Here is a 26822-nt window from a genome sequence, read left to right on the forward strand (position 1 = left end):
ATAAAAAGAAGAATACGTAAAAGGAGACGGTTTATGACTGAGGTACTAATTGGAAGCATTCTTTCTGCGCTATCGACTGGAGTAGGCGCTTTGCCTATTCTGTTTTTGAATCAAGAACTCACTCATCGCTGGAAAGATATACTTCTTGCGCTCACTGCAGGTATTATGACAGCAGCTTCTACTATGAGCTTGATTCCAGAATCTCTTCAAAGCGGCGGTTTTTTTTCCTTAGCCATTGGCTTACTACTTGGAGTTGTAACATTAACACTCTTGGAGCAGAATATTCCTCACATTGATCTTGAGCATTCTAAAACCGGCATTCAGTTTGATGAAAAAGCACTTTTAATTGTTTCCGCTATTACTTTGCATAACCTTCCTGAAGGACTGTCTGTTGGTGTTAGCTACGCTTCAAATGTTGAAAATACAGGGAACTTAATCGCCCTTGCAATCGGTCTTCAAAATGCACCTGAAGGACTGTTGGTCGCGCTATTTTTAGCTCAGCAAAATATCAGTAAAATAAAAGCATTTTTAATTGCTACCCTTACAGGCTCCGTTGAGATTGTAACGTCTTTACTCGGGTTTTATTTAACTAATTTTGTTGATTCTCTCGTTTCATATGGATTAGCTTTTGCTGCTGGAGCCATGCTTTTTATTATTTATAAAGAGTTGATTCCAGAAAGCCACGGCGATGGAAACGAAAGATTTGCTACTTATTCGTTTATTTTTGGTATTTTGTTTATGATCTTTTTAATTAACATTTTTTAAAGGTGAAGAGAGGCCACGGGCAGCATGATTGTTTTACTGCCCGATCCCGAATGCTTGTCCTGTATTACAGCTTTGAAAAAGATAAAAAGCGGCTAATCAGTGTGGCAAACGATGTCTTTTCTTCCTCTTCTTTTAAACGCTTCTTTTGATAAACGAGTAAGAGCTGATCAAGCTCTTGACTACAGGTAACGGTTTCTTCATTAGTCAAACCTTTTTCTTCTCCGAGCTGCACCATCTTTTGTCTTTTTTGGACGATTTCTACTAATAATCTCTCTGATTTCGTTCTATTTCTCACTCCAAACACAAAATCCTCTCCTATGACAAAGAAATTAGCTTATAACGCATTATTACAAATTCTACTAAATATGTAAATAGAGTCGCAATAATAGACATTTTTTTTGCAAAAAAATTATTTTGTCGGAATTTACAAACGCTTACATTACTATAGGAATACCATTTATCTTTTTTTTACAACTTGTTTTTCGACAAAAGATGCTGCTTGTCGAATCGAAAAAAGATTGAAACATAACGAAATCAATACAATCTAAAAACAAACAAATAGGATACATGAGCCGAACCGCTTGTCCCGCAGGAATTTTCGCCTTGCCCTCTAGTCAACAGCTAGAAGCAGCTAAATATATAAAACCTGCGTTCACCATCAGCATAAAAAAATCCGAATGAAGTTGATTCTTAATCAAGAATTACTTCGTTCGGATCTTCATACTTTTGTCACCGTATCTTTTTCTATTCAGCTTTCTGAGCAGCAATTTGTACAGCATCCCATACCGTAGCAAAAGGAGGAGCATACGAAAGATCTAGCATGGTTATTTCATCTGTTGTGAGGCGGCAAGTAATAGCTGTCGCAAATACATCGATTCGTTTTGCTACTCCTTCTTTCCCAATCATTTGAACCCCCAAAATCTCTTTTGTTTCAGGATGATAAACAAGTTTTATCACAATCTTTTCAGCTCCTGGATAGTAAGAAGCATGACTCGGAGCTTCGGCTGTGACGGCTTTGTATAAAAGAGAATTTTCCCTTGCTTCTCTTTCTGAAATGCCGGTTTTTCCGATTTCATAGTCCATCACTTTGACAATACTTGTACCTATAACACCCGGAAATTCTCGACTTTCTCCCCCTAATCGGTAACCAAGAACCCTTCCCTGCTTATTGGCAATGGTTCCAAGAGCAATATGAACATCTTTTTTTAATACGCGGTGATAGCTCGTTGCACAATCTCCTGCTGCGTAGATATGTGGCACGTTGGTTTCCAACTTCTCGTTTACTAAAATAGCTCCATTTTCAAGCATCCTTAGTCCGTTTCTTTCTAAGAATTGCGTATTCGGACGAACTCCTACATTTACAATCACTAAATCTGTTTGATACGTTTGACGGTTTGTTTGAACGTGAGTGACGGAACCATCTGAATGCAGCAATGCTTCCACTTCTTCTTCGAAATGAAATAAAATATCGTCATCTAGCTGCTTTTGTAAATGCTCTGCCATTTCTTGATCTAAAATAGATAGAATCTGCTTTCCCTGTTCAATAACCCGTACTTCTTTTCCCAAAGCCTTCATTGCTTCAGCTACTTCCATTCCGACATATCCTCCGCCGATAATGGTGACTTTCTCTACGGAGTGAGCCTGTAGATATGTATAGATTCTTTCGCTGTCTTCTAATGACTTTAATGTGCATACATTCGGCATGTGATCACTCATAAAATTGGGTTTAACAGCCCTTGTTCCAGTTGCAATGATGAGTTCATCATATGTTATCTCTTTTTCCGTTGACGTCTTTACATTTTGCACTACTATGTATTTTTTTGTATGATTTACTTCTTTAACTTCGTGGAAAAGATGGACGGAGATGTTTCGCTCTTCAAATTCTTGTTTCGTCCGAGCAATCAAATCGTCTTTTTCTTTTACAACTCCTGACAGATAGTAAGGCATGCCACATGCGCTGTAAGAGATATCTCCACCTTTTTCAAACACAAGGATTTCCACTTCTTCTTTTTCTTTCATCCGGCGAAGCTGTGAAGCTGCGCTCATTCCGGCGGCTACTCCTCCTATAATGACGACACGTTTCATCTATACTCCCTCTTTCTACATAAATAATAAGCTATACTATTGTTTTTCCTTATTCTTCCCGATTTCAAACGAAAAAAAACGGCTGTTTACACAGCCGTAGATGTTTGTTTCGAGCGGTAATATGTTAAAGCCAAGGCTCCTGCTAATACAGCTCCTTTAATAATGTCTTGCATATAATACGGAACATTTAGCATCGTTAACCCATTTAACAGCACACCAATTAAAATAGAGCCAATCAGTGTCCCGAATACATTCGGTTTCCCTGCTCCAAATACGGAAAAGCCAATGTATGTAGCAGCTACGGCATCCATTAAAAATGGTGAACCCGCGTTTACTTCTCCTACTCCAATACGGGCAGCTAAAACGACTCCTCCAATTCCAGCAAGCAAACCTGAAAACATATAGGCATACATACGGTAACGATTAACCGGTACGCCCGAAAGTCTTGCTGCTTCTATGTTCCCTCCTGTTACGTAGAAAAAACGCCCAAACTTCGTATAGGAAAAAACGATATGAACAAGCAGCACAGTCAGCAGCATAATGATAACAGGAACAGGAATACCTAGTAAGTGACCTTGCCCCAGCGCAAGGAAAGATGGAATAAAAATTCCCGGAGCTCTGTCTCCGCTTGGCAAAGGCATATTGGTATAAATAGCTGAGCCTTTTGTATACGTTAATAAAATCCCCTGTACGATGAACATCATGGAAAGAGTGGCTAAAATATCAGGAATCTTTACTTTCACTACTAAAAAAGCATTTATTAACCCGATAAGAAGCGATGCAATAATCGGAACAATGATAGCAACTGCAATTTCTTGTCTGTGTAAAACAAGCATAGAGGCTGATAAAATAGTGGCTAACCCAGCCGTAGACCCTACAGATAAATCGAGTCCGTTGACGGTTAACGATATCGTTACACCAAGCGCTATTAAGGTAACAATGGAAATAGAGCGCAGGATATCACTAATGTTTTCTCCTGTTAAAAAGTTAGGTGTGGCAATGGAGAAGATAATCATGATAACAAAAATCATTAAGACTGTCCCATATTTATAAAAAAAGTCGAAAACGCTTATTTTTCTCTTTGGTTTCGCTACAGGTTCTGTTACATACTCCGCACTCATCCTTTTACTCCTCCTGCTGTATAATAAAATAATTTTTCACTAGTTGCTTCTTCTTTGGATAATTCTTTCACGATTTTCCCGTTGTACATAACATAAATTCGATCCGCTACCCCTAGCAGTTCCTCGAATTCACAGGTTGCATAAACAACGCCTTTTTGCTGTGACACAAGATTTGTAATTAAGTCGAATATTTCTCGTTTGGAGCCCACATCGACCCCTTTAGTTGGTTCATCAAACAACAGCACGTCAGAGTCCGTAACAAGCCATTTTCCGATTGCTACTTTCTGCTGATTTCCACCGCTTAACGTTCCAACTGACTGCTCGATAGAATGAGACTTTACGCCAACTTGCCCAGTCGTTTTCTGCGCTTTTTCTTTGATCTTTCCTCGCTTTAAAAACGAATACTTTGTAAAGCGGGACAGACTTGGCAAAACTAAGTTATCGGCAATCGATTCATGAACAAAAATCCCTTCTTTTCTTCGTTCTTCAGGAACAAGAGAAAGACCTTGTGCAATATAATAATAAGGCTGTTTATTCAACTTTAGTTTCTTGTCTTTTAACCGCACTCTGCCGCTCACATATTGCTCTAAACCAAATAGACTTCGGCAAAGCTCCGTTTTTCCCGCTCCGACAAGCCCTGCAATACCGACTACTTCTCCTTCTTTCACATGAAAAGAGATATTAGAAAGGCGCCCTGGAAGAGATAATGCTTCTACATGTAAAAGTTCGTTTCCAAATTCTACTGATTTTTTGATCCACTGCTTTACAGAAGACGTTCCTAACATGAGCGTAATCACGTCTTCAATTGATGTATGTGCAGTTTCTTTTGTAGCTACATAGCGTCCGTCCTTTAAAACCGTTAAGCGGTCGCAAATATCAACCACTTCTTGAAGGCGATGTGAAATGTAAATAATGCCTACTCCGCTTTTCTTTAACTCTCTCATTACAGAAAACAATTGTTTCGTCTCTTCCACACTAAGAGGTGCGGTTGGTTCATCCAAAATTAAATAATCAACATTCTGTACAATTGCACGTGCAATAAGCACCTGCTGTTTTTCTGATAGAGTTAGGTCAACGACATTTTTTTTAACGGATAGAGAAGAGCCAAGTAAAGAAAGAGCTTCTTCCGCTTTCTTATAAATAGATTTCCAGTTTACAAATGTCTTACTTTTATTAGAAGTCTGCACGTCTAACACAATGTTTTCAGCCACTGACAGCGAAGGAATCAGCGCTACATCTACTTCTTGATGCACAATGCCGATGCCCTGGCGCTTAGCTTCTTTAGGAGAAGAAATGGAGATTTCTTCTCCGTCTTTGCAGATTTTCCCTTCGTACTCGTCGTAAGCTCCGCACAATATTTTCATCAGCGTACTTTTACCGGCACCATTGGCTCCCAATAAAGCATGGATTTCCCCTTTTCGAACAGTAAAATCAACTTTGTTCAGCGCTTGAAAAGAACCAAAGTTTTTTGTTATGTTCTTCATTGAAAGCTCGTTCGTCATATCTGTCCCTCCACTTCTATTCTTTTTTACCCCATTCTTCTACATACTGACTAAGCTGATCCATATTAATCGTTTGATTAGGCAAGTCTGTTTGTTTGACTAAAACCGGATCAAAGGAATAATAACGAGGGATCTCTTGACCGGAAATCTTTTTAAGAAGCAGATCAACTTGCTTTTCTCCTACTGAAGCTGGATTTACGGCAGCTGACGCTTTCCACGGACTGTTTTTTGCCTGCATCATTTGTAGATCTTCATCAGATAAGTCTACTCCGTACACTTTAATCTCGTCTCGTCCTGCTTCTTTAATCGCTCTTGTTACTCCTTTTGCAAATTCGTCCCAAGGTGCCCAAACGGCCGCGATGTCTCCTTTATTTGGATACTGCTTCAACACAGCTGCCATTTTATTTTGTGTGTCTAATGAGGTGTTGTCCGTTGCGCTTCCAAACGTAGCAATTTGTTTTACATCTGGATAGCGATTCATCATAATTTTATAAATGCTGTCGCGCTTTTCCATCGGCGCAAACCCTCCAACAAATGCATATACAATGTTTCCTTTTCCATTAATGTCCTGCATCATTTGTTTCAGACCCTGCAGCGCAAGCATATAATCGTCTTGGTCAATTGTTGTAACGCCTTCTACTTTTAATTCTACGTCTGTTGCAATAACGGGAATTCCTTTTGCAATCGCGCGCTTCACGCCAGGTTCAAGGGTTTCAGCCCGGCCGTGGTCAATCATAATACCGTCAACATTTTGGTTAATAGCCGTGTCTAAATAAGCAGCCATTTTGGATTGATCATTGTTTGAATCAGAAACGGATAGCTGTACCCCTGCTTTTTTAGCCGCTTTTGTCACACCTGTTATGTACTGAGCAGCGTGAGTGCCTGACGTAAATTCAGAAATAAGCGCAATTTTTGTATCTTTCGTAACCTTTTTTCCTTCTTGCTGTACAGGCTTAGCAGAAGCCGCTTGCTGCGCTGGAGCTGCCTGTGCTTTCTCGTTTAGACTTGGCTGTTCTTTCGTGCAGGCAGCCAGTGCAAAGACTAGAAGCACGAGCAAAGTAAGTGGCCACAGCATTTTTTTACTCTTTTTCATGGTGTTCCTCCCATTAAACTTATTATTCATATAAAAATAGTTAGTTTTATAATAATCCAAAGAATACCCCGCTTTTAGATGTAAAAGCGGGGTGATGATGACCTATGCTTTACAAGTAATTGTTATGCGTAAATAGGTACCCATCCTTCAGTTGTCACGAAAATTCGGACAGCGACTACTTTACGATCTTCCATTAGTGTAAAGTAATGAAGAATATTTTCTGGTACTGAAATTAAATCGCCCGGCTCTAATTCAACATCAAAAAATTCGCCGTCTTTTCCTTGGATAACAAAGATTCCATGACCGCTTACAATAAAGCGAACTTCGTCATCTGTGTGAATATGCTTGCGCTGAAAGTTTTTTAACAATTCATCAATATTTGGTGTAGATTCCGATAACGAGATAACATCTTGAGCTTTATAGCCGCGGCGTTCAGAAATATCTTTAATATCCTCACCAAAAGCGTTTAGAATTTCTGTTTTTTCTTCATCAGTTAAATCATATTTTTCACGAAGATTTTCTGGAAGTTTTGTAATGTCCCAGTTTTCATAAATAACTTCATTGTTTGCTAGAAAAGCTGATACTTCCTCTTGAGTTTCAATTCTTTTATTGTTTACATGTAAGCGAATGTGCGCCATTGTTGTTTCCTCCTTTTATAAATGCACCTTTGGCTTAATGCCTTTAAGTGACAGTAATTTGACGTGGTAGCTAAATAGAAATTCATAGGCTTCTAGCGCTTTTTTTGTTTCAAATGCATTTTTCCCCCATACCGTAATCCCGTGGTTACGAATCAAAATCGCGCCTTGATCGCCTTTTATATGATGAGAAAACTCTTCTGCTAGTGTCGGAATATCTGCGTAATTCGGAATAATCGGAACAGTAATTTCCGCATCTTCTTCCCAAATACCTAGCGCCTTAATAATTTCTTGACCTTTGAATGAAATAACGCCTTCATCTCCGTACAGTTCAGAGATCACGTTGTTGTCGATTGTATGTACATGAAGGCTGCACCCAGCATTCGTTAAATTGTAAATCTTAACGTGCAGAAGCGTTTCAGCAGAAGGCTTTAAATGCGTGTCTTCTGCAGGCTTTCCGTATTGATCAACTAATAAAAAATCTTCATTTGTACGTTTTCGTTTATCTTTTCCACTTGCTGATACAAAGAAAGTTGTCGGGTTTTGGTCCACTTTAATTGCTAAGTTTCCGCTTGTACCAAAGAACCAATCACGCTCTGCCAGCTCATCTTTTATATCCGCAAGCTCGTGTAATCGCTGCTGAGCCATGATACTCATGCTTTCACCTCTTCTGTTAATTCTTGTAAATGATGAATGACATCATAAAAAGTAGAAAAAGGACGATACGGTAGAGATAGCTCTTCACATTTTTCAATTAAAAAGTCACGTGCAATGACCGTATCAGCTAATTTGGCAGCCTGCAAATCCGTAATGGAATCGCCAATAACAACCGTATGATCTCTTTCATCTGCAAGATGGCGAATAATCGTTGGCTTACAGCAGCCGCAGTCATTTGTACACTGTTTATCACATGTATGAGGCCACGTAATGGAAATATGCTCACCGGAAAAATCAGATCCGTTGCAGTAGAGCATTTCCTCTGCAACTCGATTTCCCAAAAGTGGTTTTACAAAAAAGTCAATTCCTCCGCTTACAATATAAAGCGGAATATGGTGCTCTTTTGTATAGGCAATAAAATCATCAAATCCATCTCGAATAGCAGACGTCTCTAAAATATAAGAAATAATATCTTCTTTTAATTCCACGGGGAGCAAGGCAAACATTTGCCCAACTCCTTCTTGAATGGAGACGCGCTGTGCCAACACGTCGTCTTTAATACTTTCCCACTCCGGAGGAGCAAATTGTTTCATAATAGCAATAATGTTATCGCTATTTGTAATTGTTCCATCAAAGTCACAAAAGATTTTTAACGATGTCATGCTTTCACCTCTACTGTTCCCCATAGTTGCAAAGCTTTTTGCAACTCTTTTGATTCTTCAGCTTTTTCGGCTAGTGTTTGATGAGAGAGTACTGCATCTATCGCCGCACGGAAGGCTTTTCCTCCTCCGATAGCTCCGTCTGGATGACCGTGAACTCCGCCTCCTGCATTAATAATGCTGTCGATTCCAAAGTCCTTCACAAGCTGCGGTACCATTCCAGGATGAATTCCTGCTGAAGGAACAGGGAAAGACTGCTTATATTTGTATACAGGACGCGTTAATTCGTAGGCAATGCCTGTCGTATCTTCAAGAGAAAGCGCTACGCTTCCGTATGGTGATGGAAACAGTGAGAAATCTGCTCCGGCTAAACGCAATAGCTTTCCAAGCAGCAATGAATTTGAAAAACCGTAAAACTCTGATGGCGTAAGCGCTCCGCTAACAGCTGGGTGTGCCATAATCGGCAAGTTAATTTCATCGTCTTCTCGAAGTGCCTGCAGTACGTCTAACCCGTAAGCAAATACGTTGAATAAAAGAGCATCGGCTCCTAGCTCAGCTGCTTTTCTCGCTTTTTCTTTTAACTCAAACGTTCGTCCCGTTAAATTAACAGCATACAGCGTGCGGTGTCCCGTTTTTTCGTATACTTCATTCAGTACTTTTTTCCCTTCTGTAACGCGAGCTTCAAAAGGTGTTCGTTCACTATCAAACAAAATCTCGTCGTCTTTAACCAAATCCACTCCGCCAAGCGCTTGCTCACGAAGCTGAGTTGTTAAGTACGTCATATCTCTTCCAATCACGCCTTTAAAAATACTCATCACAAGCGGACGGTCATAAACGCCTAGTTTCTCTCGGATACCTTCTATTCCAAAGCGCGGTCCTGGGAATTCAGCTAATAATTCATCAGGAAAATCCAAGTCTAATAATTTCACTTTTCCATCAAGTGATAGTTTTCCGAAAACCGTAACTAAAATAGCCGGTAAATCTCTTGAAAAGTTGGCAGTTGGATAAGCAATTTTGACAATAGCCTGCTTAATTTCTCCGCCTAAATATCCGTTTACACGTTCGCAATCTTGAAGCTCAGTTACGGACACGACGCGCCCTTTATGCTTTTGAAGCTGTTGCTGATCTAAAAGCGGCAGATCTGTCCATGAGCCGACGGTTAGTCCTAAAGCAATTCCTTCCGCTTTTTTATGAAAATTCCCTTTATTATCATGTAGTAAGTAGCTTGCAACGATTTCGCTCATTATGCTAAAAACTCCCTTGCTGTTTAATATCGTTAATAAAAAAAGCCTCTTCTGTGATTAAGAAGAGGCTTTCGTTGCTCTTCTTATCTCTCAGCTGCTGCTGCAAGAATTAGCACCGTGCTTAACATGCGTTAAGTCGGTTGCCGGGCTTCATCGGGCTAGTCCCTCCACCTACTCTTAATAAGAAAGTTGCTATTTATTTAAATTGAATTCGTAGATTATATACTAAATAAAAAATACCGCTAGGATTTATCGGTTATTAATCTCGTTAACTTCTTACATATTAAGCCAACTCAAAAAGGATTGTCAATGCGTTTTTAAAATAAATTTAATTTTTTTATTCGAGATACAGCTTCTCTCATTCGTTCTTCATCCGTCAGCAGTCCTACGCGCACATAGCCTTCACCATATGTTCCAAAGCCTACACCAGGAGCAACTACAACGTGGGCTTTTTCAAGGAGTAAATCTGAAAACTGTTCGGAAGTATATCCTTGAGGAACTTTTAGCCATGCAAAAAAGGAGCCTGCTGGAGATGTAACATCCCAACCAATTTCTCGAAGCCCTTGAATAAAGGTATTGCGTCTAGATTCATAGCGCTTAACTAAATCATTCACACATTGTTGAGATTCCAACAGAGCTGCGGCTGCTGCCTCTTGAACCGCCCCAAAGAGACTGACATACATATGATCTTGAAGAAGATTAATAGCTTCTACTACACTTTCATTTCCTACAGCAAATCCAACTCGCCATCCCGCCATGTTATACGTTTTAGAAAGAGTATAAATTTCAATTCCCGTCTCTTTTGCACCAGGAGTCTGTAAAAAACTGATTGGCTTTTTACCATCAAACCCAATTGCTCCGTAAGCAAAGTCGTGTACCACACAAATATCGTGCTTGGCAGCAAACGCCACGGTGTCTTCAAAAAATTCTGCCGTTGCCACTGCACCAGTAGGATTATTCGGATAGTTTAAAAACATGAGCTTTGCCTGTTCTTTAGCACGTTCACTTATCTCTTCGTATACGGGTAGAAAATGATTTTCAGCCGTGAGAGGCATCACTTCCATCTTGGCTTTTGCAAGCTCTACTCCAGACCAGTAATCAGGATACCCAGGATCCGGAACCAGCACCGTATCTCCAGGATTTAACAAGCACTGCGGGATTTCAACAAGTCCACCCTTTCCGCCAAATAAAATAGCTACTTCTTTTTCAGGATCTACATCAACGCCATATTCTCGTTTATAAAAAGTCGCAACGGCCTCTTTTAAAAACTGGTGCCCCCGAAATGGAGAATACTTATGATGCATAGGATTAGCACTTGCTTTTTGCAGTGTTCCTACAATATGTGAAGGAGTAGGCTGATCAGGATTTCCCTGTCCTAAGTTAATAACGTCGTGCCCTTGGGCCATTACTTTTCCTACCTTGCCCACAAGTGATGCAAAAAATTGTTTTGGTAAACTTTTTAATAGTTCCGATTGCTCAAATTGTTTCATCATCGCACACCTTCTCAAAAAATTCTTGAAATTCTAGTCACAAATAATATATTGTAATACTCAACTTGTAAAGTCATTTTTTTCAACTACTAAAAAAAGGACGGATGATAAAGTGAGTGTAAAAATTACGTGTTTGCAGCTTGATATTGCGTTTGGAAACCCAACTAAAAACCGAAAATATATCGAACAAAAAATGACGGAAGCCCTGAAAGAAAACCCTGATATCCTTGTGCTTCCTGAGCTATGGGATACAGCTTATGATTTGACGCGGCTAGACGAAATTGCAGATGATGAAGGACAGCAAGCCAAGCAATTAATCTCTCAGTTTGCTAAAACGAACGAAGTAAATATTGTGGCAGGTTCGATCGCGAAAAAAACAGAGCAAGGCGTCACGAATACGATGTATATTTTTGACCGAAAAGGTCGTGAAGTATCACAATACAGTAAACTGCACTTATTTAAATTAATGGATGAACACCTGTATTTAGAAGCAGGAACAGCAAAAAATCTTTTTACACTTGAACAGTCACTGTGCGCAGGAGTTATTTGTTACGATATTCGTTTTCCAGAATGGATTCGGGTTCACACTAGCAGCGGAGCAGAAGTCTTGTTTGTTGTCGCTCAGTGGCCGGCTCCAAGACTTGCCCACTGGAAAGCCCTGCTCATTAGCCGTGCAATCGAAAATCAATGCTATGTAATCGCATGTAATCGTGTAGGCCAAGATCCTAATAACACATTTGCCGGACATTCCTTAGTCATCGATCCGTGGGGAGAAATAATCGCTGAAGCTGGCGATAGCGAAGAACTTTTGAGTGCTGAGGTTAACCTGGAACTTGTAAAAGAAATTCGTAAACAAATTCCCGTCTTTACAGATCGCCGTACAGAATTTTATTAATTATGTATTGACAGCCGTTTTTTTGCATGATACGATTTTCACCAGATATCATAAAATATTCAAACAAATCAAAATTGAATAAGTAATCGTACTCTTATCAAGAGTTGGCTGAGGGATTTGGCCCTGTGAAGCCCAGCAACCGACCGTCATTCCATCCTAAGATGGATCACACCCGTAAAACATGTTTTACAAAGGCACGGTGCTAATTCCAACAGAAAGTAATTTTTTCTGGCAGATAAGAGGTTTGAACACTACAATCAAGCCTCTTTCCAACGAAAGAGGCTTTTATATTTTCTAAAATTATAAAAGCCTCCATATATTCTTAAACCTATTAACTTAGTAAACAAATCAGTTTAATAAACTATGGAGGGATTCCGATGTCAACAACAAAAACAGAGAAATATCACCCTTTAACAGAAATTTCAGCAATCAAACTTGTGAAAAAGCTAGGTCTTTTTGATGCCACAGAAGCACTGACTGCCCGTGAAATTGGTGACGGCAACTTAAATCTCGTCTTTCACATCATAAATGATCAAACAAATAAATCCATTATCGTCAAACAAGCGCTTCCCTATGCAAAAGTTGTAGGCGAAAGCTGGCCTCTATCCTTGAACCGTGCCACAATTGAAAGCAATGCGCTCAAGCAATTCGGTGCATTTACGCCAGAACTTGTGCCCGCTGTTTATTACCACGATGAAACGCTTGCTGTTACGGTCATGGAAGACCTGTCTCATTTAACGATTTCTCGAGCCGGACTTATTCAAGGTGAAAGTTATCCTCTGCTCTCACAGCATATCGGTTCTTTTTTAGGACATATTGCGTTCAAAACGTCTGATTTCGCCTTAAAACCTCAGGATAAAAAAGAAGAAGTTGTTAAGTACAGCAACCCCGACTTATGCAATATTACGGAAGATTTAGTTTTTACAGATCCTTTTTTTGATATTGATACAAATGAATTTGAAAAAGCGCTGCGTCCTGATGTAGAAGAATTGTGGAATGATGGTGATGTAAAGCTACAAGCAGCAAAATTAAAATATAAATTTTTAACAAATGCGCAAACGCTAATCCACGGTGATTTACATACAGGCAGCATCTTTGCTAGCAGTCAAGAAACGAAAGTGATTGATCCAGAGTTTGCTTTTTACGGTCCGTTTGGATTCGATTTAGGGCAATTTGTTGCGAATTTATTTTTAAATGCTCTTTCTCGAGAAACAAATCGCGAACCGTTATTTGCACACATTACGAACACATGGAACGTATTCAAAGATACCTTTACTGCGCTTTGGCATTCTGAAAACACTGAACCTTTCGCTAAAGATGAGCGCTTATTACATGAAATTTTAACGCAAACGTGGCAAGATGCTGTTGGATATGCAGGATGTGAAATCATTCGACGTACGATTGGCTTAGCTCACGTGGCGGACTTAGACGAAATTTCTTCAGAGGAAAGAAAAATTAACGCTAAACGTACTGCGTTAAAAATTGGACGCTATTTGCTTCTGCACCAACAAGATGTTTCACCAAATGAATTTGAACATTTACTTCGATAACGAATAATGTACACAATGAAAGGATCGGTATCAGCATGACAAATACACTATCACTTCCGCGCTCAGTGGAATGGAATGAATCATATATTACTTTATTAGATCAGCAGCAGCTTCCTGGCAAAGTTGAATATATTAAGCTGCAAACCATTAAAGACGTATGGGATGCTATCACTACCTTGAAAGTACGCGGAGCTCCTGCAATTGGCATTACGGCGGCTTTTGGTCTTGCTCTTTCTGCGCTTAGCTATGACACAGATTCAGTCAAGGAATTTAACAAAAAACTAGCTCTTGATCAACAGTATTTAGCTAGTTCACGCCCTACTGCCGTCAATTTATTTTGGGCATTGGAGCGCGTAGCGAAAAGCGCTGAATCCGCTTCGTCCGTTAATGAAGCTAAAACAAAAGTTGTTCATGAAGCTATTCAAATTCAAGTAGAAGATGAAGAAACGTGCTACCGAATTGGAGATCATGCTCTTTCTTTATTTAAAAAGAAAGATAAAATCATGACAATATGTAATGCTGGTTCAATTGCTACAGCTTATTACGGAACAGCCTTAGCACCTTTTCACTTGTCTAAGCAGCGCGATATTCCGCTTGAAGTATTTGCCTGTGAAACAAGACCCGTTCTTCAAGGTTCTCGCTTAACAGCCTGGGAACTTCAGCAGTCGGGAGTGGACGTGACGCTGATTACGGATAATATGGCCGCTCATACCATTAAAACAAAAGGAATTAATGGGATTATTGTAGGTGCTGACCGCATTGCAGCAAATGGCGATACGGCTAACAAAATTGGAACATATGGACTTGCTCTTTTAGCGAAAGCATTCGGTATTCCATTTTACGTAGCAGCGCCGCAGTCCACATTTGATTTATCTATTCAAGACGGCAGCAGCATCCCTATTGAAGAACGTTCACCTAAAGAAGTAACGCACATTGGAGATACACAAATTGCTCCAGACGGAATCTCTGTGTACAATCCAGCTTTTGATGTGACGCCAAGCGAACTGATTACGGCCATTATTACAGAGCATGGAATTATCCATTCCCCGTCTTTGGAATCCATTCAAAAAGTTTTACTGCAATCTGCTCAATAAAAAAAGCCGCTGCTATGCGGCTTTTTTTTGTTGAGCACTGGTTTTCACCTGCATTTGTAACACAATTGTAACAGTACTCTCTTCTTTTTCTACATATATTATAGGGGATTCTTTTTGAATAAGGGGGAGTAAATATGAGTTCAGAGCAAAAAACGGATAAAAACAAAGCGCTGAATCGTAAGCAGCACTATCAGCTATTCGATTTATCCAAAGATGAAGAACTAAATTCCCTTCCTTCTCCTCAGCAAATTGACGGTGTTTTTGTGCAGGGAGAAGGCTGGAAATTGGACGGGGAATAGTTATTTTAACTCCAGAGCGCCTTTTGCTACATTTCTTTCAAGCATTAATAGTTTCTCTTTTATATGAGTTTGGGAACCTGCATAACCTGTTAAAGCTCCATTTTTTCCAATCACACGGTGACAAGGTAAAATAATAGGCAGTGGATTTCGACGATTCGCTTGTCCCACAGCCCTTACGGCTTTAGAGCGATTAACAGACTCCGCTACATCACTATAAGACCACGTTTGTCCATAAGGTATACCTTTAAGCGTTAACCATACTTCTTTTTGGAAGTCTGTTCCTTTTATATCCAAAGGCAAATCAAATGTTAACGTGCGCCCTTCAGCATAATCCTGCAGCTGTCGCTTTGCTTCTTTCACATGATGATAATTTTCGTCATGGACAAGTTTTTTAAGCTGCTCGTTATGATCATCGCTATCAAACCAAATATGTTGAACCCCTTTTTCCGAGGCTACAATATAAATTTTCAAATCAGAAAATAAATTCATTTCTCCGTAGTACATATTTTTTATCCTTTCTAATTAAGCTGGAAGAATAACATGAAAAGCTGTGCCTTCTCCTATTTTGCTTTCCACTTCAATTCGCCCTTTATGTTCTTCGATAATTTTATATGAGACCATCAAACCGAGTCCCGTTCCTTTTTCTTTTGTCGTATAAAATGGTTCTCCTAAGCGCTTGATGCGCTCTTCGGGCATTCCGTCTCCTTGATCTCGAATGGAGACCGTCACGTAGTGCGGCTCTGTAGAGTAAACTTCAACAATAATTCTTCCTCCGTTTGACGTGACTTCAATTGCATTTTTAATGACATTTATTAGTACTTGCTTAATTTGGTTCGGCTCGCAGTATACCATTGGCAGCTGAGGAGACACACTTAGTTCAAACTGAATATTTTCTAAAAGCGCTTGAGCATTTAATAAATCAATCGTTTCTTTAACAACCCCAGCTAGATTTTTCTTTTCAAACTTTACGGCCTGTGGCTTAGCGAGTACGAGAAACTCTGTAATAATGGTTTCAATTCTTTTTAATTCGGATTTAATAATATCAAAATAAAGAGAGTGATCTTCTTGAATGCTGCTTTCTAACAGCTGCACAAACCCTTTTAAAGCTGTCATCGGGTTGCGGATTTCATGCGCAATCCCAGCTGCTAACTGGCCGACTACTTGAAGCGTATCCGATTTTCGAATCTGCTCTTGCATTTGATTTCGTTCCGTTACGTCTCTTAAAAGCGTCATATATAGACCTGGCAAGATATCTTTTTTCGTGGAAAATTCGATATTTTTAACTTTTTCGTTCCCCGTAACGTACGTAATCTCTCCTTCTGCTTCCCCTTTTTGCTCAATCGTTTCTTTATGCTCAATGACCGCATCTAAATTCGCTGAAGAAATAAAATCCTCCATGGAGTGCGCACAAATCTCCTCTTTGCTGAGTTCTAGAATATCACAAAGAGAAGAATTTACATCAATAATATTTCGCTTGCCGTCCCACAAAACTAACCCATCGATCGAACCATTAAAAATCTGTCTGAATTTCTCTTCGTTATTCCGAAGCTCCTGTTCGATTTTTGTACGTTCACTGATGTTTCGAAAAATCGTTAAATGGTCTCCTTCTATAATGCCTTTTTTCCCTGTGAATTCCAACTGTTTGATTTCTCCATTTGGCATGTAAAAAGGAAGCTGATTACGAATTTCTCCTTTTGTTTGAAACGTTTGGAGCACCTTTAACGCACTAAAGCTTTTTGTATCGATAAACGTATACAAATTGCTTCCAATTAATTTGTTTAACGGCAGCTCAAATGTACGCGAAGAAGCAAGATTAGCGTTCAAGATTTCACCATCATCTCTCCAAATCAAGATCGCTTCAATCGCATTTTCAAAAATAGCCCTGAAATTTTTTTCGCTTCTCAACAGTTGCTGCTCCATCAGCCGTTTTTCCGTCACGTCTCTCATAATGGACATATAGTATTGACTGTATATATTAGCCGTTGTGGTAAATTCAAAAAAAGTAACGTCTCCATTTTCGAGCCTGATCGGTAGCTCACCGCTTGTCTTTCCTTCTTGATGCAGAGTTCTCCATAATTTTTTCACCTTATAATGATAAGTAGGTTCTACAAGCTCTTCTAATGTTTTGGTTAGAAGCTGTGCTCTTGTATAATTTAATCGTTCGCAAAATGAAGGGTTCGCGTCGATAAGCTGACCCGTTCGATCAAAAATGACAATTCCGTCTACCGCTTCATTAAATACATCCATAAACATATGATGACTAATAAACCGTTCATTTTCCATTATTTTGTGCTGCGTAATATCCCGAAATGTACACACAATAATGCCCGACATGTGACTATGTTTGTGTGAAGTAAATTCAACATGTTTCATCATGCCGCTTCGAAGCGTCATCGCGCCTTCATATTTGAAATAGCTTTCTTCTAAGAGTGCTGGATAATACGCTTCAATCATGTCATACGGAAAATACATCAGAAAATCTTTCATTTGATACGTTAATAGCTCATCCTTTGTTTTTTCAAACAGCCCGCAGGCTGATTCATTTGCATTTATAACTTGAAAATACTCATCAAATACGACAATGGCATCTAATACGTCATTAAAAATAGCTCGTAGCTGCTGTAATTCACCTTGCTGCTTTTGCTCAGCTTCAGATGTTAATTCTCTGTGTGGTGACATGCTCATTGCTCCTTTCTTTTGCACTTCCCATTTCCCCACCTTTTATCTATAGACTTAGTATTCTACAAGATTTGCTTTTTACCTTTTTAAAATTAGCCACGTTTATTCAAAATGCGACATTTCTTCACATTATCCCGCTATTTAGAAATGGAGCATGAATAAAAGAGGCTGAGACATAACAAAATGAATCCAATCTAAAGACGAACAAATGAGATGCATGAGCTAGCTGAACCGCTTGTGACACCGCAGTTGATTTCCGTGCAAGACTTCGCTTTCCGCGGGCGGACGGTGAGCCTCCTCGTCGCTTCTGCTCCTGCGGGGTCTCATCTGTTCCGCTTTTCCCGCCGGAGTCTTCGCCTTGCCCTCCAATCAACTGCTAGAAGGAATGAAACAGCTAAAACCTATGCTCAACATAACAAAGAAAACGAACCGTGAATCAAACATGTTGATTCACGGTTCGTTTTTCACTTCGGCTAAAATACGTTTGTCCCAGTCTCATCGATCATTCACTACAATATAAGTGGCTTGAATAGGTCCATGCACGCCAACGACTAAATTCATTTCAATATCGGCTGAATTGCTCGGTCCCGTAATAAAGTTAATGCAAGAAGCAATCGTTTCTCCTCGCTCTACTTTTTCATGAATCATTTCAGCGGCTTGTGTCATGCGAGGAACAATTGAGCTTTGAGGAATGATTGCAATATAAGTGGCGGGCAGCAAACTGACCGATCGTCCTTTTTCAGCGCTGCTGAACAAAACAACTGTGCCGGATTCCGCTAGCGTCAAATCACTGAAGGTAATGCCAACATTTGCTTGTTCAGCTAGTTTAATATTCTCATCGCCTTTTGCAGAATTCCATACATGAAGGCTAGTGCTTGTTTCCCATTTCTCCATCAGCAGATTCAATCCATATTCGGAAAACCTAGGATCATCCCACGTGCTCACAAGACCATTTCCATAGTTCGCTACGACTTCCTCAAGGACAGCTGGCAAGTGTTGTGATGATGTTTCTACATAGCGAGTATGAATACGTTCGCAATGGTTTTCAAGCTCTTTCTTTAATTGATCCGGCGAATAGCTGCGGTAAACCTCATGCTGAGGAGCGTGCTTCCATTGTGGCCTTACTACGCCGTTTGTTCGCCTGCTTCTCTTAAGATTAGCAGCAATATTGTCTAAAAAACTGTCTCTATTTTGAATGCTTCCGTTCATCATTATCACTCCTTTTATCAAACCAATCTCGTAAGCGCTCTTTTGTAGGCGCTGGAAACTCTCTGCTTTCCGTCCACGCTTTTAATGGACCAGGCCCTTTGGAAATACTGCTTCCTGACATAAAAGGAGTAAGAGCTGCCGGTGCTACTTTAGCGCCCACTCTATATAGAGAAGAAGAAGCTGCTCCCAAGCCAAATGCTTTCATCGCCAGCTTTTCCGAAATAGGTGCTTTTCCTTCTTTTTCGACAATTCGCTGACGGTGCTTGTGCAATAGCTCATGCAGCGGAATTTTGACCGGACAGGCATCTGTACAGGCTGCGCATAGCGTTGAGGCATATGGAAGCTCTTTGTAATCTTCATAGCCTCCAAGCAAAGGAGATAATACAGCTCCAATCGGACCTGAATAAATAGATCCATATGAATGTCCTCCAATATGGCGATACACGGGACATACATTCACACATGCCGCACAGCGAATACACTGTAAAACAGATTGAAACTCAGTTCCTAAAATCGCAGATCGTCCGTTATCTACAATCACTAGGTGAAATTCTTCCGGTCCGTCTACTTCCCCTGGAAGTCTAGGTCCCGTAAGTGCCGTTACGTAACTTGTAAGCCGCTGACCTACTGCACTTCTAGTTAAAAGGCTTACCAACACTTCAAATTCTTCAAATGTTGGCACAATTCGTTCCATTCCCATCACCGTAATCTGCGTTTTAGGGAGGGCGGTCGTTAGCCTTGCATTTCCTTCATTGGTAACAAGTGAAATAGATCCAGATTCTGCAATCGCAAAATTACATCCCGTGATGCCAATATCCGCTGATAAAAATTCTTTTCTCAGCATTTCCCGGGCATGAAGGGCTAGTTCTTCAGGTTTTTCTGTTTTTTTATAAGAAAGCTTTTCCTGAAATACATCTCTAATTTGTTCTTTATTTTTATGAAGTGCAGGAGCTACGATATGAGAAGGCGGATCGTGATCATCTACTTGCAGAATATATTCCCCTAAGTCCGTTTCAATAACTTCACAGCCTAGTTCTTCTAAAGCAGCGTTCATATGAATTTCTTCTGTAACCATTGACTTGGATTTAACCACTTTCTTTGCCTGTTTTTTCCTCGCTACATTTTTTATGTACTCATTCGCTTCTTCAGCTGTTTGAGCGAAAAAAACGTGGCCTCCGCGTTTAGCTACATTATCAGTGAGCTGTTCTAAATAGTAATCTAAATTTTCAAGCGTATGCTGACGAATTTCTTCCCCAAGCGCTCGCCATTCTTCCCAGTTTCCTAACTCTTCTGCCGCATCTAATCTACGGCTTCTTAAGCGCTCTTGAGCACCTGAAACCGCAAAGCGCATAAACGCATTATTGACTCCATCATCAACACGTTTTTTAAACTGATCGTTTCCTATTTTCATAGACATTTGGTATTCTCCTTTCTTTACATTCTGCTATTTAACACTTCAGCGATATGCATCACTTTTACGGGCTGTCCTTTTCGTTCAATTCTTCCTCCAATATTCATAAGACAGCCGCAGTCGGCTCCAATTAAGTACTCTGCGTTTGTCTTAGCTATACAGCCCACTTTTTCATCGACCATTTGTTCGGAGATTTGCCCCATTTTAACCGAAAACGTCCCGCCGAATCCGCAGCAGTTATGACTGTTTTCAAGGTTTTCCATTTCAAGACCCTTTACATTGTTTAATAGTGTAAAAGGTTCTTTTTTTACGTTTAGCAAACGCGTCATATGACAGGAAGAATGATAAGTGGCTTTACCATTTAAACTGGCTCCCACGTCTTCAACTTTTAAAACGTTTACAATAAAATCCGTTAGCTCATACGTTTTATCAGCAAGCTTCACGGCAGGTTCATGCCATGCAGCATCACCTTCAAAAAGATGAGGATACTCTTTGAACATTGTCACGCACGATCCAGACGGAGATACAACGTATTCTGCATGCTCAAACGCTTTTATCATGTTTTTCATCGCTTCTTTTGATTCTTTTACGTAACCGCTGTTATACGCAGGCTGCCCGCAGCAAACTTGGCTCTTTGGAAAATCCACTTCGCATCCTAATCGTTCTAACAATTCTACCGTCGCTTTTCCTACATTTGTTTGAAACATATCAATCAAACATGTCGCAAATAAAGATACTTTCATCATTTGCTCCCTCCAAGCTGATCATTTTACTTCTTTTAGTTAACAGGTCATCAGATGACTTAATGCTATTATACTCCTATGTTTTTCTAATTTCACTAGTTTTTCAAAAATACCTTTCTTTGTTTGCTATCTTTTTTCATAAAAAATAGGAAATTGAGATACGTGAAACCTACGTTTGCCATAACATTAAAAAAATCTGACCGGTGAAGATTCTCTATCAAGAATCTTCACCGGTCAGATCTTCCTTTAACTAAACTACTTTTGTCTTAGCTTCTTACTTATTTATTTCCAAAAATCATCAAATACTGTGATTGGCAATTGGCGTTTATGCTGCGTCTTTAAGAAGTGACCTTCAATGACGTTACTTGCATGTTCACCTACATCTTTGCCTTCTAAATAATCGTCGATTTGCTCATACGTTACGCCGAGCGCTTCTTCATCCGGAAGCTGTGGACGATCTTCTTCCAAATCAGCCGTTGGTTTTTTCATATATAGATGCTCAGGACAGCCTAATTCTTTTAGCATTTGTTTTCCTTGTCGCTTGTTCAGACGGAAGATAGGTACTAAGTCAGCTCCTCCATCACCGAATTTTGTATAAAACCCTGTAACAGCTTCAGCAGAGTGATCCGTTCCGAGTACGACTCCGCTGTACATGCCCGCTACCGTATATTGCGCAATCATTCGTTCACGTGCTTTTACATTTCCTTTGTTGAAGTCGGAAACTTTATCATCTGCCGCTTCTTCAACAGCAGAAAGCATCGCATCTACTGCTGGTTTTACGTTAATAGAAATAGATTTTGTTGGTTGAATAAAAGCAAGTGCATCTTGACAGTCTGCTTCATCTGCTTGCACACCGTATGGAAGACGAACAGCAATAAACTGATAGCGCTCTTCTCCGGCCTCTTCGTTCAACTCATTAACTGCTAGCTGCGCCAGCTTTCCAGTTAACGTAGAATCTTGGCCGCCGGAAATACCTAGTACAAACGAACGTAAAAAAGGATATTTGTTCATGTAGGATTTCAGAAAATCAACGCTGCGGCGAATTTCTTCTACGGGATTAATTTCTTTTTGGACGTGCATTTCTTCAATAATTTGCTTTTGTAGCTCTTTCATAAAAAAACTCTCCTCTCATTACTAGCTGACGGAATCTACACAAGTACGGTATCAGATAGTAACTTGCTTCTAGTCTCTTCAATATTTTGCATTTTGTTATCCCAGCAGTTTGTACTCAAGTCTACCGGATACTCTGTAGGACGAAATACATCTTCGTTCGATTTTGTAATGACTTTGTAGTCATCCCATAGATGCTTTAAGTTTTGTAAGCAGTAGGCTCTCATTTCTTCAATGGTAGGCTGCTCGTACACAAGCTTTCCCTGCGCAAAGATTGGCTGGTGAATTTTACGTGCGTTAAAGTTCGTGACAAACTTGCTGACGTGCGTATGAATCGGATGAAACATTTTTAAATGCTGCTCTTCATTCGGCACTTCGTCTTGCATCGTAATATAATCACCTTCCCATTTGTGGTTCACTTGATTTACAATTCGGTATACCTCTTTTAAACCAGGAGTGGAAATTTTCTCTGGATTTTCTGACAGCTTAATCGTATCCACCATGTTTCCATGATCATCTTCAATCGAAACCAGTTTGTACACCGCTCCTAGCGCAGGCTGATCAAAAGATGTCATGAGTTTTGTTCCAACTCCCCATCCATCAATTTTGGCACCTTGCGCTTTCAAATCTAGAATGCTGTACTCATCGAGATCATTCGAAGCAAAAATTTTCACATCATGATAGCCAGCTTCATCAAGCATTTTTCTTGCTTCTTGAGAAAGATATGGAAGTCTTCCGCTATCTAATCGAATACCGATAAAATTAATGCGATCTCCCATTTCTTTTGCTACTTTAATAGCATTGGGAATACCTGATTTTAACGTATTATATGTATCTACTAAAAAGATACAGTTACGGTGTGATTCCGCATACTTTTTAAACGCGCTGTACTCATCACGATAGACTTGAACAAGCGCATGAGCGTGAGTACCGGACACAGGAATTCCAAATACTTTCCCCGCTCTGACATTACTGGTTGCATCAAAGCCTCCAATATAAGCAGCTCTCGCTCCGTAAAATGCAGCATCCATCTCGTGTGCTCTTCTTGAGCCAAATTCCATAAGCTGATTCGTACCCGTATGCTCATATAAATTATCTTCTCCCGCGGCTAGGCGAATACGCGATGCTTTTGTCGCAATCAGCGGGTGGAAATTTAAAATATTTAAAAGCGGCGTTTCAATAAGCTGCGCTTCCGCTAAAGGAGCGTCAATTTGCAGCATAGGTTCGTTAGCAAAAATCATTTCGCCTTCTACAACCGAACGAACATTACCGCTAAAGCGAACTTGCTTTAAATAGTCGATAAACTCCGCTTCATAATGCAATTCTTCATATAAATAATCTAAGTCCGTTTCGCTAAACCTAAAATTAGCAATAAAATCAATTACTCTTTCTAGCCCGGCAAACACAGCATAACCGCTTTCAAACGGCATCCGACGAAAGTAAGCTTCGAATACAGAACGGCGTTTATGAATATGGTCTTTAAAATACGTATGTGCCATATTCAGTTCATATAAATCTGTATGCAAAGCTAAACTATCATCTCTATATTGCTTTTTCATACTTTGTAACCCTCCATTTGACAATCCTAGTTTCTATTATGTAAATCTTTTCACAATAGAGCAAGCATAAATTATCGGAAGGTGCTTGAATTTTAGTTTTTCTGTTATTTGGTGCACACTTTTCTACCTGAAATGGCATTATTTTTCTTCTGGTATGTATTTCATTAACACGTGTTCAACATTATCAAGATGACTCATCATAAAATGCTGAGCATCTTCTGCATGCTGAGAAAGAATAGCTTCATAAATTTGCTGATGCTCTTTATAAATCCGTTCAGCCGTTTTTTCTTCTGCATAAAGCCAGATGCGTCTTGTCTCTTTCATCGTTTCAATCATCATTTCTGATACGTTATTCATAAGCTTCACTAAAAGAGGGTTTTGCGATGCTTTGGCAATGGCTAAATGAAAAGCAAAATCTGCTTTCTCCCCCAGCTCTTCATTGCCAAACGCTCCTTTCATTTGTTCCAGGCTATCGGACAGCTGGTTAAGATCCGCATCCGTTCGCTTTTGAGCTGCCGCTCGAACAGCCCCAATTTCTAATACTTTTCTCACTTCAAGCAAATGTTCAATATCATTTTTATTCATTAATACAGCGCTAGTTACAGGCAAAGACAGCATATCAGAGTTAAATTCGCGTACAAATGTGCCTTCTCCTTGCTTCATCTCCAGCAGCCCCATCGCCCGCAAAGCGCTAAGAGCTTCACGAATAGCTGAGCGCCCTACCTGAAAGTTTTCTGCGAGCTGCTGCACTGAATCCAAACGGTCACCAGGCTTTAAGCTGCCTTCTTTTATATTCTCAAGAAGCGTTTCGGCTACTTCTTCATATATTTTTTTTGGCTTAATTCGCTTATATTCCACGTTTTCCACCTCATTTTTTTCGTTCACCAAGGTTTACATTAACCGAGACTCTTTCTTCTTTTACGTTTCTGTTACATTTTACCGAAATCCTTTCCCCTCCACAACAAAAGTGGCAAGGTATTTATACTTTATTTCTCAAATGTGCTAAAATAGTAAATTGATTTCATATTACGAGTTAAAAGGAGCTTTTTGAATGAACATTGTTGTCAGTACATTGAATGCGAAGTATATCCATACTTCTTTAGCCCTTCGATGTTTAAAAGCCTATGCAGAGCCTGACTATAAAGTGGATATGGCCGAATATACGATTAAAGATCCTGCTATGAACATTGTCACGGATTTATATAAACGCAACCCAGATATTATTGGTTTCAGCTGTTACATTTGGAATATTGAAGAAACGATTAAAGTCGCCCAAATGCTAAAAAAGATCAATCCCGAGCTCATCATTATATTCGGTGGACCAGAAGTAACCTATGATGTAACTCACTGGCTAGAGCGTATTCCTGAAGCTGACTTTATCGCTATTGGTGAAGGAGAAGAAACATTCAAGCAGCTGTTGGACGAACTTCATGGAGAGCGCCAGTTTGAAAACGTAAGCGGCGTGGCTTTCCGAAAAGAAGGAAAACCAGTTGTAAACCCGCAGCGCAATAAAATTGATCTGCGCGAAATGCCTTCTCCTTTCCGTTTTGAAGAAGACCGCCAAGAACTTTCAAAACGCGTTGTATATATTGAAACAAGCCGCGGCTGTCCGTTTAGCTGTCAGTTCTGTCTCTCTTCTATTGAAGTAGGCGTTCGTTATTTCGATAGAGAAAAGGTAAAAGAAGATATTCGCTATTTGATGGATAACGGAGCGCGCACGATTAAGTTCGTAGACCGCACGTTCAACATCAGCCGCAGCTACGCCATGGAAATGTTCCAATTTTTAATTGATGAACATCGTGAAGGCACCGTATTTCAATTTGAAATTACTGCCGATATTATGCGCCCAGAAGTTATTCAGTTCTTAAACGATCATGCGCCAAAAGGATTATTCCGCTTTGAAATTGGCGTTCAATCTACAAATGATGCTGTTAATGAACTAGTCAAACGCAAACAAAACTTTAAAAAGTTAACGCGTACCGTAACAATGGTGAAAGAAGGCGGAAAGATCGATCAGCATTTAGATTTAATCGCGGGACTGCCAGACGAAGATTATAACTCATTTAAGAATACGTTTAATGATGTATTTGCACTTCGCCCTGAAGAGCTTCAGCTAGGCTTTTTAAAAATGCTTCGCGGCACTGGCTTACGCTTAAGTGCGCCTCGCTATAATTATCAATACATGGATCAGTCGCCTTATGAGATTTTAAGCAATAACGTCTTGCCATTTTCAGATGTCGTACGTATTAAACATGTAGAAGATATTTTAGAGAAGTTTTGGAATGACCATCGAATGGATGAGACAATAGAGTTTTTAGTTGAGCACTGCTATGATACACCTTTTGATTTCTTCCAAAACTTCGGGACGTATTGGGATGAAATGGGCTGGGTTCGAATCGGCCATCAGCTTGAAGATTTATTCAGACGCCTTAGACAGTACATTGAAACAGAGAATTTTTCAAATGAAGAAATGATTGAAGGGTTTATGAAAATTGATTATTTACAAAACCAAAAGCATAAGCCTCGTAAACCTTGGTGGGACGATAAAGTAGAAAAACAAGTCCGCTCTCATTACTATCAGCAAATGCTTGCTAATCCTTCTATTATGGGACAGGCTTTTGAAGCTGAACAGCTTGCTGAAAAAGAATTATACAAGCACACTGTTTTAGAGATTCTGCCATTTGACTATATGTATTATAAACAAACGGGAAAAATAAATGAACAACCATCTGTTCTTCTTGCTTATTATGATCAAAAAGCAAACGATACAAAACTTTATTCGGCACCTGTAGAGGCATTTGGCCTTCCAGTTGTAAGCTAAAACCTCGGATACCCGAGGTTTTTTTCTTTAACATTCTTTTTTCTTTTCATGCTCTTTATCAGACTTTGTCTTTCCTAGGGATTCATATATTTTAGCTGCGTTGGGATCGCCCATTTCCGCTCCAAACTCTTCTTGCAGTAATTGTTTTTGCTTCGCTTCAGTGCTTGCGATATGCTTATTTTGTTGTTTATGTTTGCTCAT

The 26822-nt window shown here is 39.8% G+C and carries 26 protein-coding genes and 2 riboswitches; of the genes, 6 read left to right on the forward strand and 20 right to left on the reverse strand.

Annotated features, from left to right (window positions below):
- Nucleotides 1-33 precede the first annotated feature (33 nt).
- Complete coding sequence (locus ACFX4R_RS06850) at nucleotides 34-765, forward strand: ZIP family metal transporter (protein ID WP_016763389.1); 732 nt, start codon at nucleotides 34-36, stop codon at nucleotides 763-765.
- Nucleotides 766-829: 64 nt separating this feature from the next.
- Here ACFX4R_RS06850 and ACFX4R_RS06855 read toward each other — a convergent pair whose 3' ends face one another.
- The 10 genes from ACFX4R_RS06855 to ACFX4R_RS06900 all read right to left on the reverse strand — a co-directional run bounded on the left by ACFX4R_RS06855 (nucleotide 830) and on the right by ACFX4R_RS06900 (nucleotide 11251).
- Complete coding sequence (locus ACFX4R_RS06855) at nucleotides 830-1069, reverse strand: aspartyl-phosphate phosphatase Spo0E family protein (RefSeq protein ID WP_016763388.1); 240 nt, start codon at nucleotides 1067-1069, stop codon at nucleotides 830-832.
- A gap of 440 nt (nucleotides 1070-1509) precedes the next feature.
- Complete coding sequence (locus tag ACFX4R_RS06860; protein ID WP_043979653.1) at nucleotides 1510-2850, reverse strand: CoA-disulfide reductase; 1341 nt, start codon at nucleotides 2848-2850, stop codon at nucleotides 1510-1512.
- 86 nt (nucleotides 2851-2936) lie between these two features.
- A complete protein-coding gene (locus tag ACFX4R_RS06865) occupies nucleotides 2937-3971 on the reverse strand; it encodes an ABC transporter permease (RefSeq protein ID WP_028407894.1) in 1035 nt (344 codons plus the stop codon).
- On the reverse strand, nucleotides 3968-5473 hold the full coding sequence (locus ACFX4R_RS06870; RefSeq protein WP_162213837.1) for a sugar ABC transporter ATP-binding protein: 1506 nt from the start codon (nucleotides 5471-5473) through the stop codon (nucleotides 3968-3970). Before ACFX4R_RS06870 ends, ACFX4R_RS06865 begins: the two co-directional genes overlap by 4 nt.
- A 16-nt stretch (nucleotides 5474-5489) precedes the next feature.
- A complete protein-coding gene (locus ACFX4R_RS06875) occupies nucleotides 5490-6566 on the reverse strand; it encodes a sugar ABC transporter substrate-binding protein (protein WP_063670932.1) in 1077 nt (358 codons plus the stop codon).
- 122 nt (nucleotides 6567-6688) lie between these two features.
- On the reverse strand, nucleotides 6689-7204 hold the full coding sequence (locus ACFX4R_RS06880) for a 1,2-dihydroxy-3-keto-5-methylthiopentene dioxygenase (protein ID WP_013082223.1): 516 nt from the start codon (nucleotides 7202-7204) through the stop codon (nucleotides 6689-6691).
- Nucleotides 7205-7219: 15 nt separating this feature from the next.
- Nucleotides 7220-7858: a methylthioribulose 1-phosphate dehydratase gene (locus ACFX4R_RS06885; RefSeq protein WP_028407891.1), complete on the reverse strand. Its 639-nt coding sequence runs from the start codon at nucleotides 7856-7858 to the stop codon at nucleotides 7220-7222.
- Complete coding sequence (locus tag ACFX4R_RS06890) at nucleotides 7855-8520, reverse strand: 2-hydroxy-3-keto-5-methylthiopentenyl-1-phosphate phosphatase (RefSeq protein WP_028407890.1); 666 nt, start codon at nucleotides 8518-8520, stop codon at nucleotides 7855-7857. The genes ACFX4R_RS06885 and ACFX4R_RS06890 overlap by 4 nt, the downstream gene beginning before the upstream one ends.
- Entirely contained in the window at nucleotides 8517-9761 is a 1245-nt protein-coding gene (gene mtnW / locus ACFX4R_RS06895) for a 2,3-diketo-5-methylthiopentyl-1-phosphate enolase (protein ID WP_025749445.1), read from the reverse strand. Before mtnW ends, ACFX4R_RS06890 begins: the two co-directional genes overlap by 4 nt.
- An 80-nt stretch (nucleotides 9762-9841) precedes the next feature.
- Nucleotides 9842-9948, reverse strand: a riboswitch (SAM riboswitch).
- 130 nt (nucleotides 9949-10078) lie between these two features.
- Nucleotides 10079-11251: a pyridoxal phosphate-dependent aminotransferase gene (locus ACFX4R_RS06900; RefSeq protein WP_323618665.1), complete on the reverse strand. Its 1173-nt coding sequence runs from the start codon at nucleotides 11249-11251 to the stop codon at nucleotides 10079-10081.
- 112 nt (nucleotides 11252-11363) lie between these two features.
- Between ACFX4R_RS06900 and ACFX4R_RS06905 the strand changes: the two genes are divergently transcribed.
- The 4 genes from ACFX4R_RS06905 to ACFX4R_RS06920 all read left to right on the forward strand — a co-directional run bounded on the left by ACFX4R_RS06905 (nucleotide 11364) and on the right by ACFX4R_RS06920 (nucleotide 15089).
- Nucleotides 11364-12146, forward strand: coding sequence for a carbon-nitrogen family hydrolase (locus tag ACFX4R_RS06905; RefSeq protein WP_043979671.1), 783 nt, complete (start codon nucleotides 11364-11366; stop codon nucleotides 12144-12146).
- Nucleotides 12147-12237: 91 nt separating this feature from the next.
- Nucleotides 12238-12388: riboswitch (SAM riboswitch) on the forward strand.
- Nucleotides 12389-12523: 135 nt separating this feature from the next.
- Nucleotides 12524-13696, forward strand: coding sequence for an S-methyl-5-thioribose kinase (gene mtnK / locus ACFX4R_RS06910; protein ID WP_116371925.1), 1173 nt, complete (start codon nucleotides 12524-12526; stop codon nucleotides 13694-13696).
- A gap of 35 nt (nucleotides 13697-13731) precedes the next feature.
- The gene (gene mtnA, locus ACFX4R_RS06915) at nucleotides 13732-14790 is read left to right on the forward strand and encodes an S-methyl-5-thioribose-1-phosphate isomerase (protein ID WP_043979675.1); all 1059 of its coding nucleotides are present in this window, start codon (nucleotides 13732-13734) and stop codon (nucleotides 14788-14790) included.
- Nucleotides 14791-14924: 134 nt separating this feature from the next.
- Nucleotides 14925-15089, forward strand: coding sequence for a hypothetical protein (locus tag ACFX4R_RS06920; RefSeq protein WP_013082215.1), 165 nt, complete (start codon nucleotides 14925-14927; stop codon nucleotides 15087-15089).
- Here ACFX4R_RS06920 and ACFX4R_RS06925 read toward each other — a convergent pair whose 3' ends face one another.
- From ACFX4R_RS06925 to ACFX4R_RS06965, 9 genes are all read right to left on the reverse strand, one after another.
- Nucleotides 15090-15593: a methylated-DNA--[protein]-cysteine S-methyltransferase gene (locus tag ACFX4R_RS06925; RefSeq protein ID WP_116515939.1), complete on the reverse strand. Its 504-nt coding sequence runs from the start codon at nucleotides 15591-15593 to the stop codon at nucleotides 15090-15092.
- Between the two features lie 18 nt (nucleotides 15594-15611).
- Entirely contained in the window at nucleotides 15612-17768 is a 2157-nt protein-coding gene (locus tag ACFX4R_RS06930) for a PAS domain S-box protein (protein ID WP_377569181.1), read from the reverse strand.
- 124 nt (nucleotides 17769-17892) lie between these two features.
- Nucleotides 17893-18141 (reverse strand): hypothetical protein, encoded by a 249-nt coding sequence (locus tag ACFX4R_RS06935; RefSeq protein WP_377569183.1) that lies wholly within the window; start codon nucleotides 18139-18141, stop codon nucleotides 17893-17895.
- A gap of 122 nt (nucleotides 18142-18263) precedes the next feature.
- Nucleotides 18264-18977, reverse strand: a complete 714-nt coding sequence (locus ACFX4R_RS06940; protein ID WP_377569185.1) for a LutC/YkgG family protein — start codon at nucleotides 18975-18977, stop codon at nucleotides 18264-18266.
- Complete coding sequence (locus tag ACFX4R_RS06945; protein ID WP_323618577.1) at nucleotides 18955-20394, reverse strand: LutB/LldF family L-lactate oxidation iron-sulfur protein; 1440 nt, start codon at nucleotides 20392-20394, stop codon at nucleotides 18955-18957. Before ACFX4R_RS06945 ends, ACFX4R_RS06940 begins: the two co-directional genes overlap by 23 nt.
- Nucleotides 20395-20411: 17 nt before the next feature.
- Nucleotides 20412-21131 carry a (Fe-S)-binding protein gene (locus tag ACFX4R_RS06950; RefSeq protein ID WP_029325071.1) on the reverse strand — a complete coding sequence of 240 codons (720 nt, stop codon included), beginning with the start codon at nucleotides 21129-21131 and terminating at the stop codon, nucleotides 20412-20414.
- 282 nt (nucleotides 21132-21413) lie between these two features.
- Nucleotides 21414-22244 (reverse strand): ammonia-dependent NAD(+) synthetase, encoded by an 831-nt coding sequence (gene nadE, locus ACFX4R_RS06955; protein WP_013082209.1) that lies wholly within the window; start codon nucleotides 22242-22244, stop codon nucleotides 21414-21416.
- 35 nt (nucleotides 22245-22279) lie between these two features.
- Complete coding sequence (locus ACFX4R_RS06960) at nucleotides 22280-23800, reverse strand: nicotinate phosphoribosyltransferase (RefSeq protein WP_043979686.1); 1521 nt, start codon at nucleotides 23798-23800, stop codon at nucleotides 22280-22282.
- A 138-nt stretch (nucleotides 23801-23938) separates the two neighbouring features.
- Complete coding sequence (locus ACFX4R_RS06965) at nucleotides 23939-24658, reverse strand: FadR/GntR family transcriptional regulator (protein WP_014461089.1); 720 nt, start codon at nucleotides 24656-24658, stop codon at nucleotides 23939-23941.
- 193 nt (nucleotides 24659-24851) lie between these two features.
- Here ACFX4R_RS06965 and ACFX4R_RS06970 point away from each other — a divergent pair, with 193 nt between their 5' ends.
- Nucleotides 24852-26621, forward strand: coding sequence for a B12-binding domain-containing radical SAM protein (locus ACFX4R_RS06970; protein ID WP_060746702.1), 1770 nt, complete (start codon nucleotides 24852-24854; stop codon nucleotides 26619-26621).
- 27 nt (nucleotides 26622-26648) lie between these two features.
- Here the strand turns inward: ACFX4R_RS06970 and ACFX4R_RS06975 are convergent, their stop codons facing one another.
- Nucleotides 26649-26822, reverse strand: coding sequence for a hypothetical protein (locus ACFX4R_RS06975; RefSeq protein WP_164797379.1), 174 nt, complete (start codon nucleotides 26820-26822; stop codon nucleotides 26649-26651).

Source organism: Priestia sp. YIM B13490, assembly GCF_042787735.1.
Taxonomy (GTDB): domain Bacteria; phylum Bacillota; class Bacilli; order Bacillales; family Bacillaceae_H; genus Priestia; species Priestia megaterium.

Bases quoted from the DNA above. Each gene is read 5' to 3' on its own strand.
- ACFX4R_RS06970 (WP_060746702.1), top strand. From the start codon at position 24,852: ATGAACATTGTTGTCAGTACATTGAATGCGAAGTATATCCATACTTCT.
- ACFX4R_RS06920 (WP_013082215.1), top strand. From the start codon at position 14,925: ATGAGTTCAGAGCAAAAAACGGATAAAAACAAAGCGCTGAATCGTAAG.
- ACFX4R_RS06925 (WP_116515939.1), bottom strand. From the start codon at position 15,593: ATGTACTACGGAGAAATGAATTTATTTTCTGATTTGAAAATTTATATT.
- ACFX4R_RS06900 (WP_323618665.1), bottom strand. From the start codon at position 11,251: ATGAAACAATTTGAGCAATCGGAACTATTAAAAAGTTTACCAAAACAA.
- ACFX4R_RS06880 (WP_013082223.1), bottom strand. From the start codon at position 7,204: ATGGCGCACATTCGCTTACATGTAAACAATAAAAGAATTGAAACTCAA.
- ACFX4R_RS06940 (WP_377569185.1), bottom strand. From the start codon at position 18,977: ATGAACGGAAGCATTCAAAATAGAGACAGTTTTTTAGACAATATTGCT.
- ACFX4R_RS06850 (WP_016763389.1), top strand. From the start codon at position 34: ATGACTGAGGTACTAATTGGAAGCATTCTTTCTGCGCTATCGACTGGA.
- ACFX4R_RS06960 (WP_043979686.1), bottom strand. From the start codon at position 23,800: ATGAAAAAGCAATATAGAGATGATAGTTTAGCTTTGCATACAGATTTA.
- ACFX4R_RS06975 (WP_164797379.1), bottom strand. From the start codon at position 26,822: ATGAGCAAACATAAACAACAAAATAAGCATATCGCAAGCACTGAAGCG.
- mtnW (WP_025749445.1), bottom strand. From the start codon at position 9,761: ATGAGCGAAATCGTTGCAAGCTACTTACTACATGATAATAAAGGGAAT.
- ACFX4R_RS06885 (WP_028407891.1), bottom strand. From the start codon at position 7,858: ATGAGTATCATGGCTCAGCAGCGATTACACGAGCTTGCGGATATAAAA.
- mtnK (WP_116371925.1), top strand. From the start codon at position 12,524: ATGTCAACAACAAAAACAGAGAAATATCACCCTTTAACAGAAATTTCA.
- nadE (WP_013082209.1), bottom strand. From the start codon at position 22,244: ATGAAAGAGCTACAAAAGCAAATTATTGAAGAAATGCACGTCCAAAAA.
- ACFX4R_RS06930 (WP_377569181.1), bottom strand. From the start codon at position 17,768: ATGTCACCACACAGAGAATTAACATCTGAAGCTGAGCAAAAGCAGCAA.
- ACFX4R_RS06950 (WP_029325071.1), bottom strand. From the start codon at position 21,131: ATGAAAGTATCTTTATTTGCGACATGTTTGATTGATATGTTTCAAACA.
- ACFX4R_RS06890 (WP_028407890.1), bottom strand. From the start codon at position 8,520: ATGACATCGTTAAAAATCTTTTGTGACTTTGATGGAACAATTACAAAT.
- ACFX4R_RS06945 (WP_323618577.1), bottom strand. From the start codon at position 20,394: ATGTCTATGAAAATAGGAAACGATCAGTTTAAAAAACGTGTTGATGAT.
- mtnA (WP_043979675.1), top strand. From the start codon at position 13,732: ATGACAAATACACTATCACTTCCGCGCTCAGTGGAATGGAATGAATCA.
- ACFX4R_RS06870 (WP_162213837.1), bottom strand. From the start codon at position 5,473: ATGACGAACGAGCTTTCAATGAAGAACATAACAAAAAACTTTGGTTCT.
- ACFX4R_RS06865 (WP_028407894.1), bottom strand. From the start codon at position 3,971: ATGAGTGCGGAGTATGTAACAGAACCTGTAGCGAAACCAAAGAGAAAA.
- ACFX4R_RS06860 (WP_043979653.1), bottom strand. From the start codon at position 2,850: ATGAAACGTGTCGTCATTATAGGAGGAGTAGCCGCCGGAATGAGCGCA.
- ACFX4R_RS06875 (WP_063670932.1), bottom strand. From the start codon at position 6,566: ATGAAAAAGAGTAAAAAAATGCTGTGGCCACTTACTTTGCTCGTGCTT.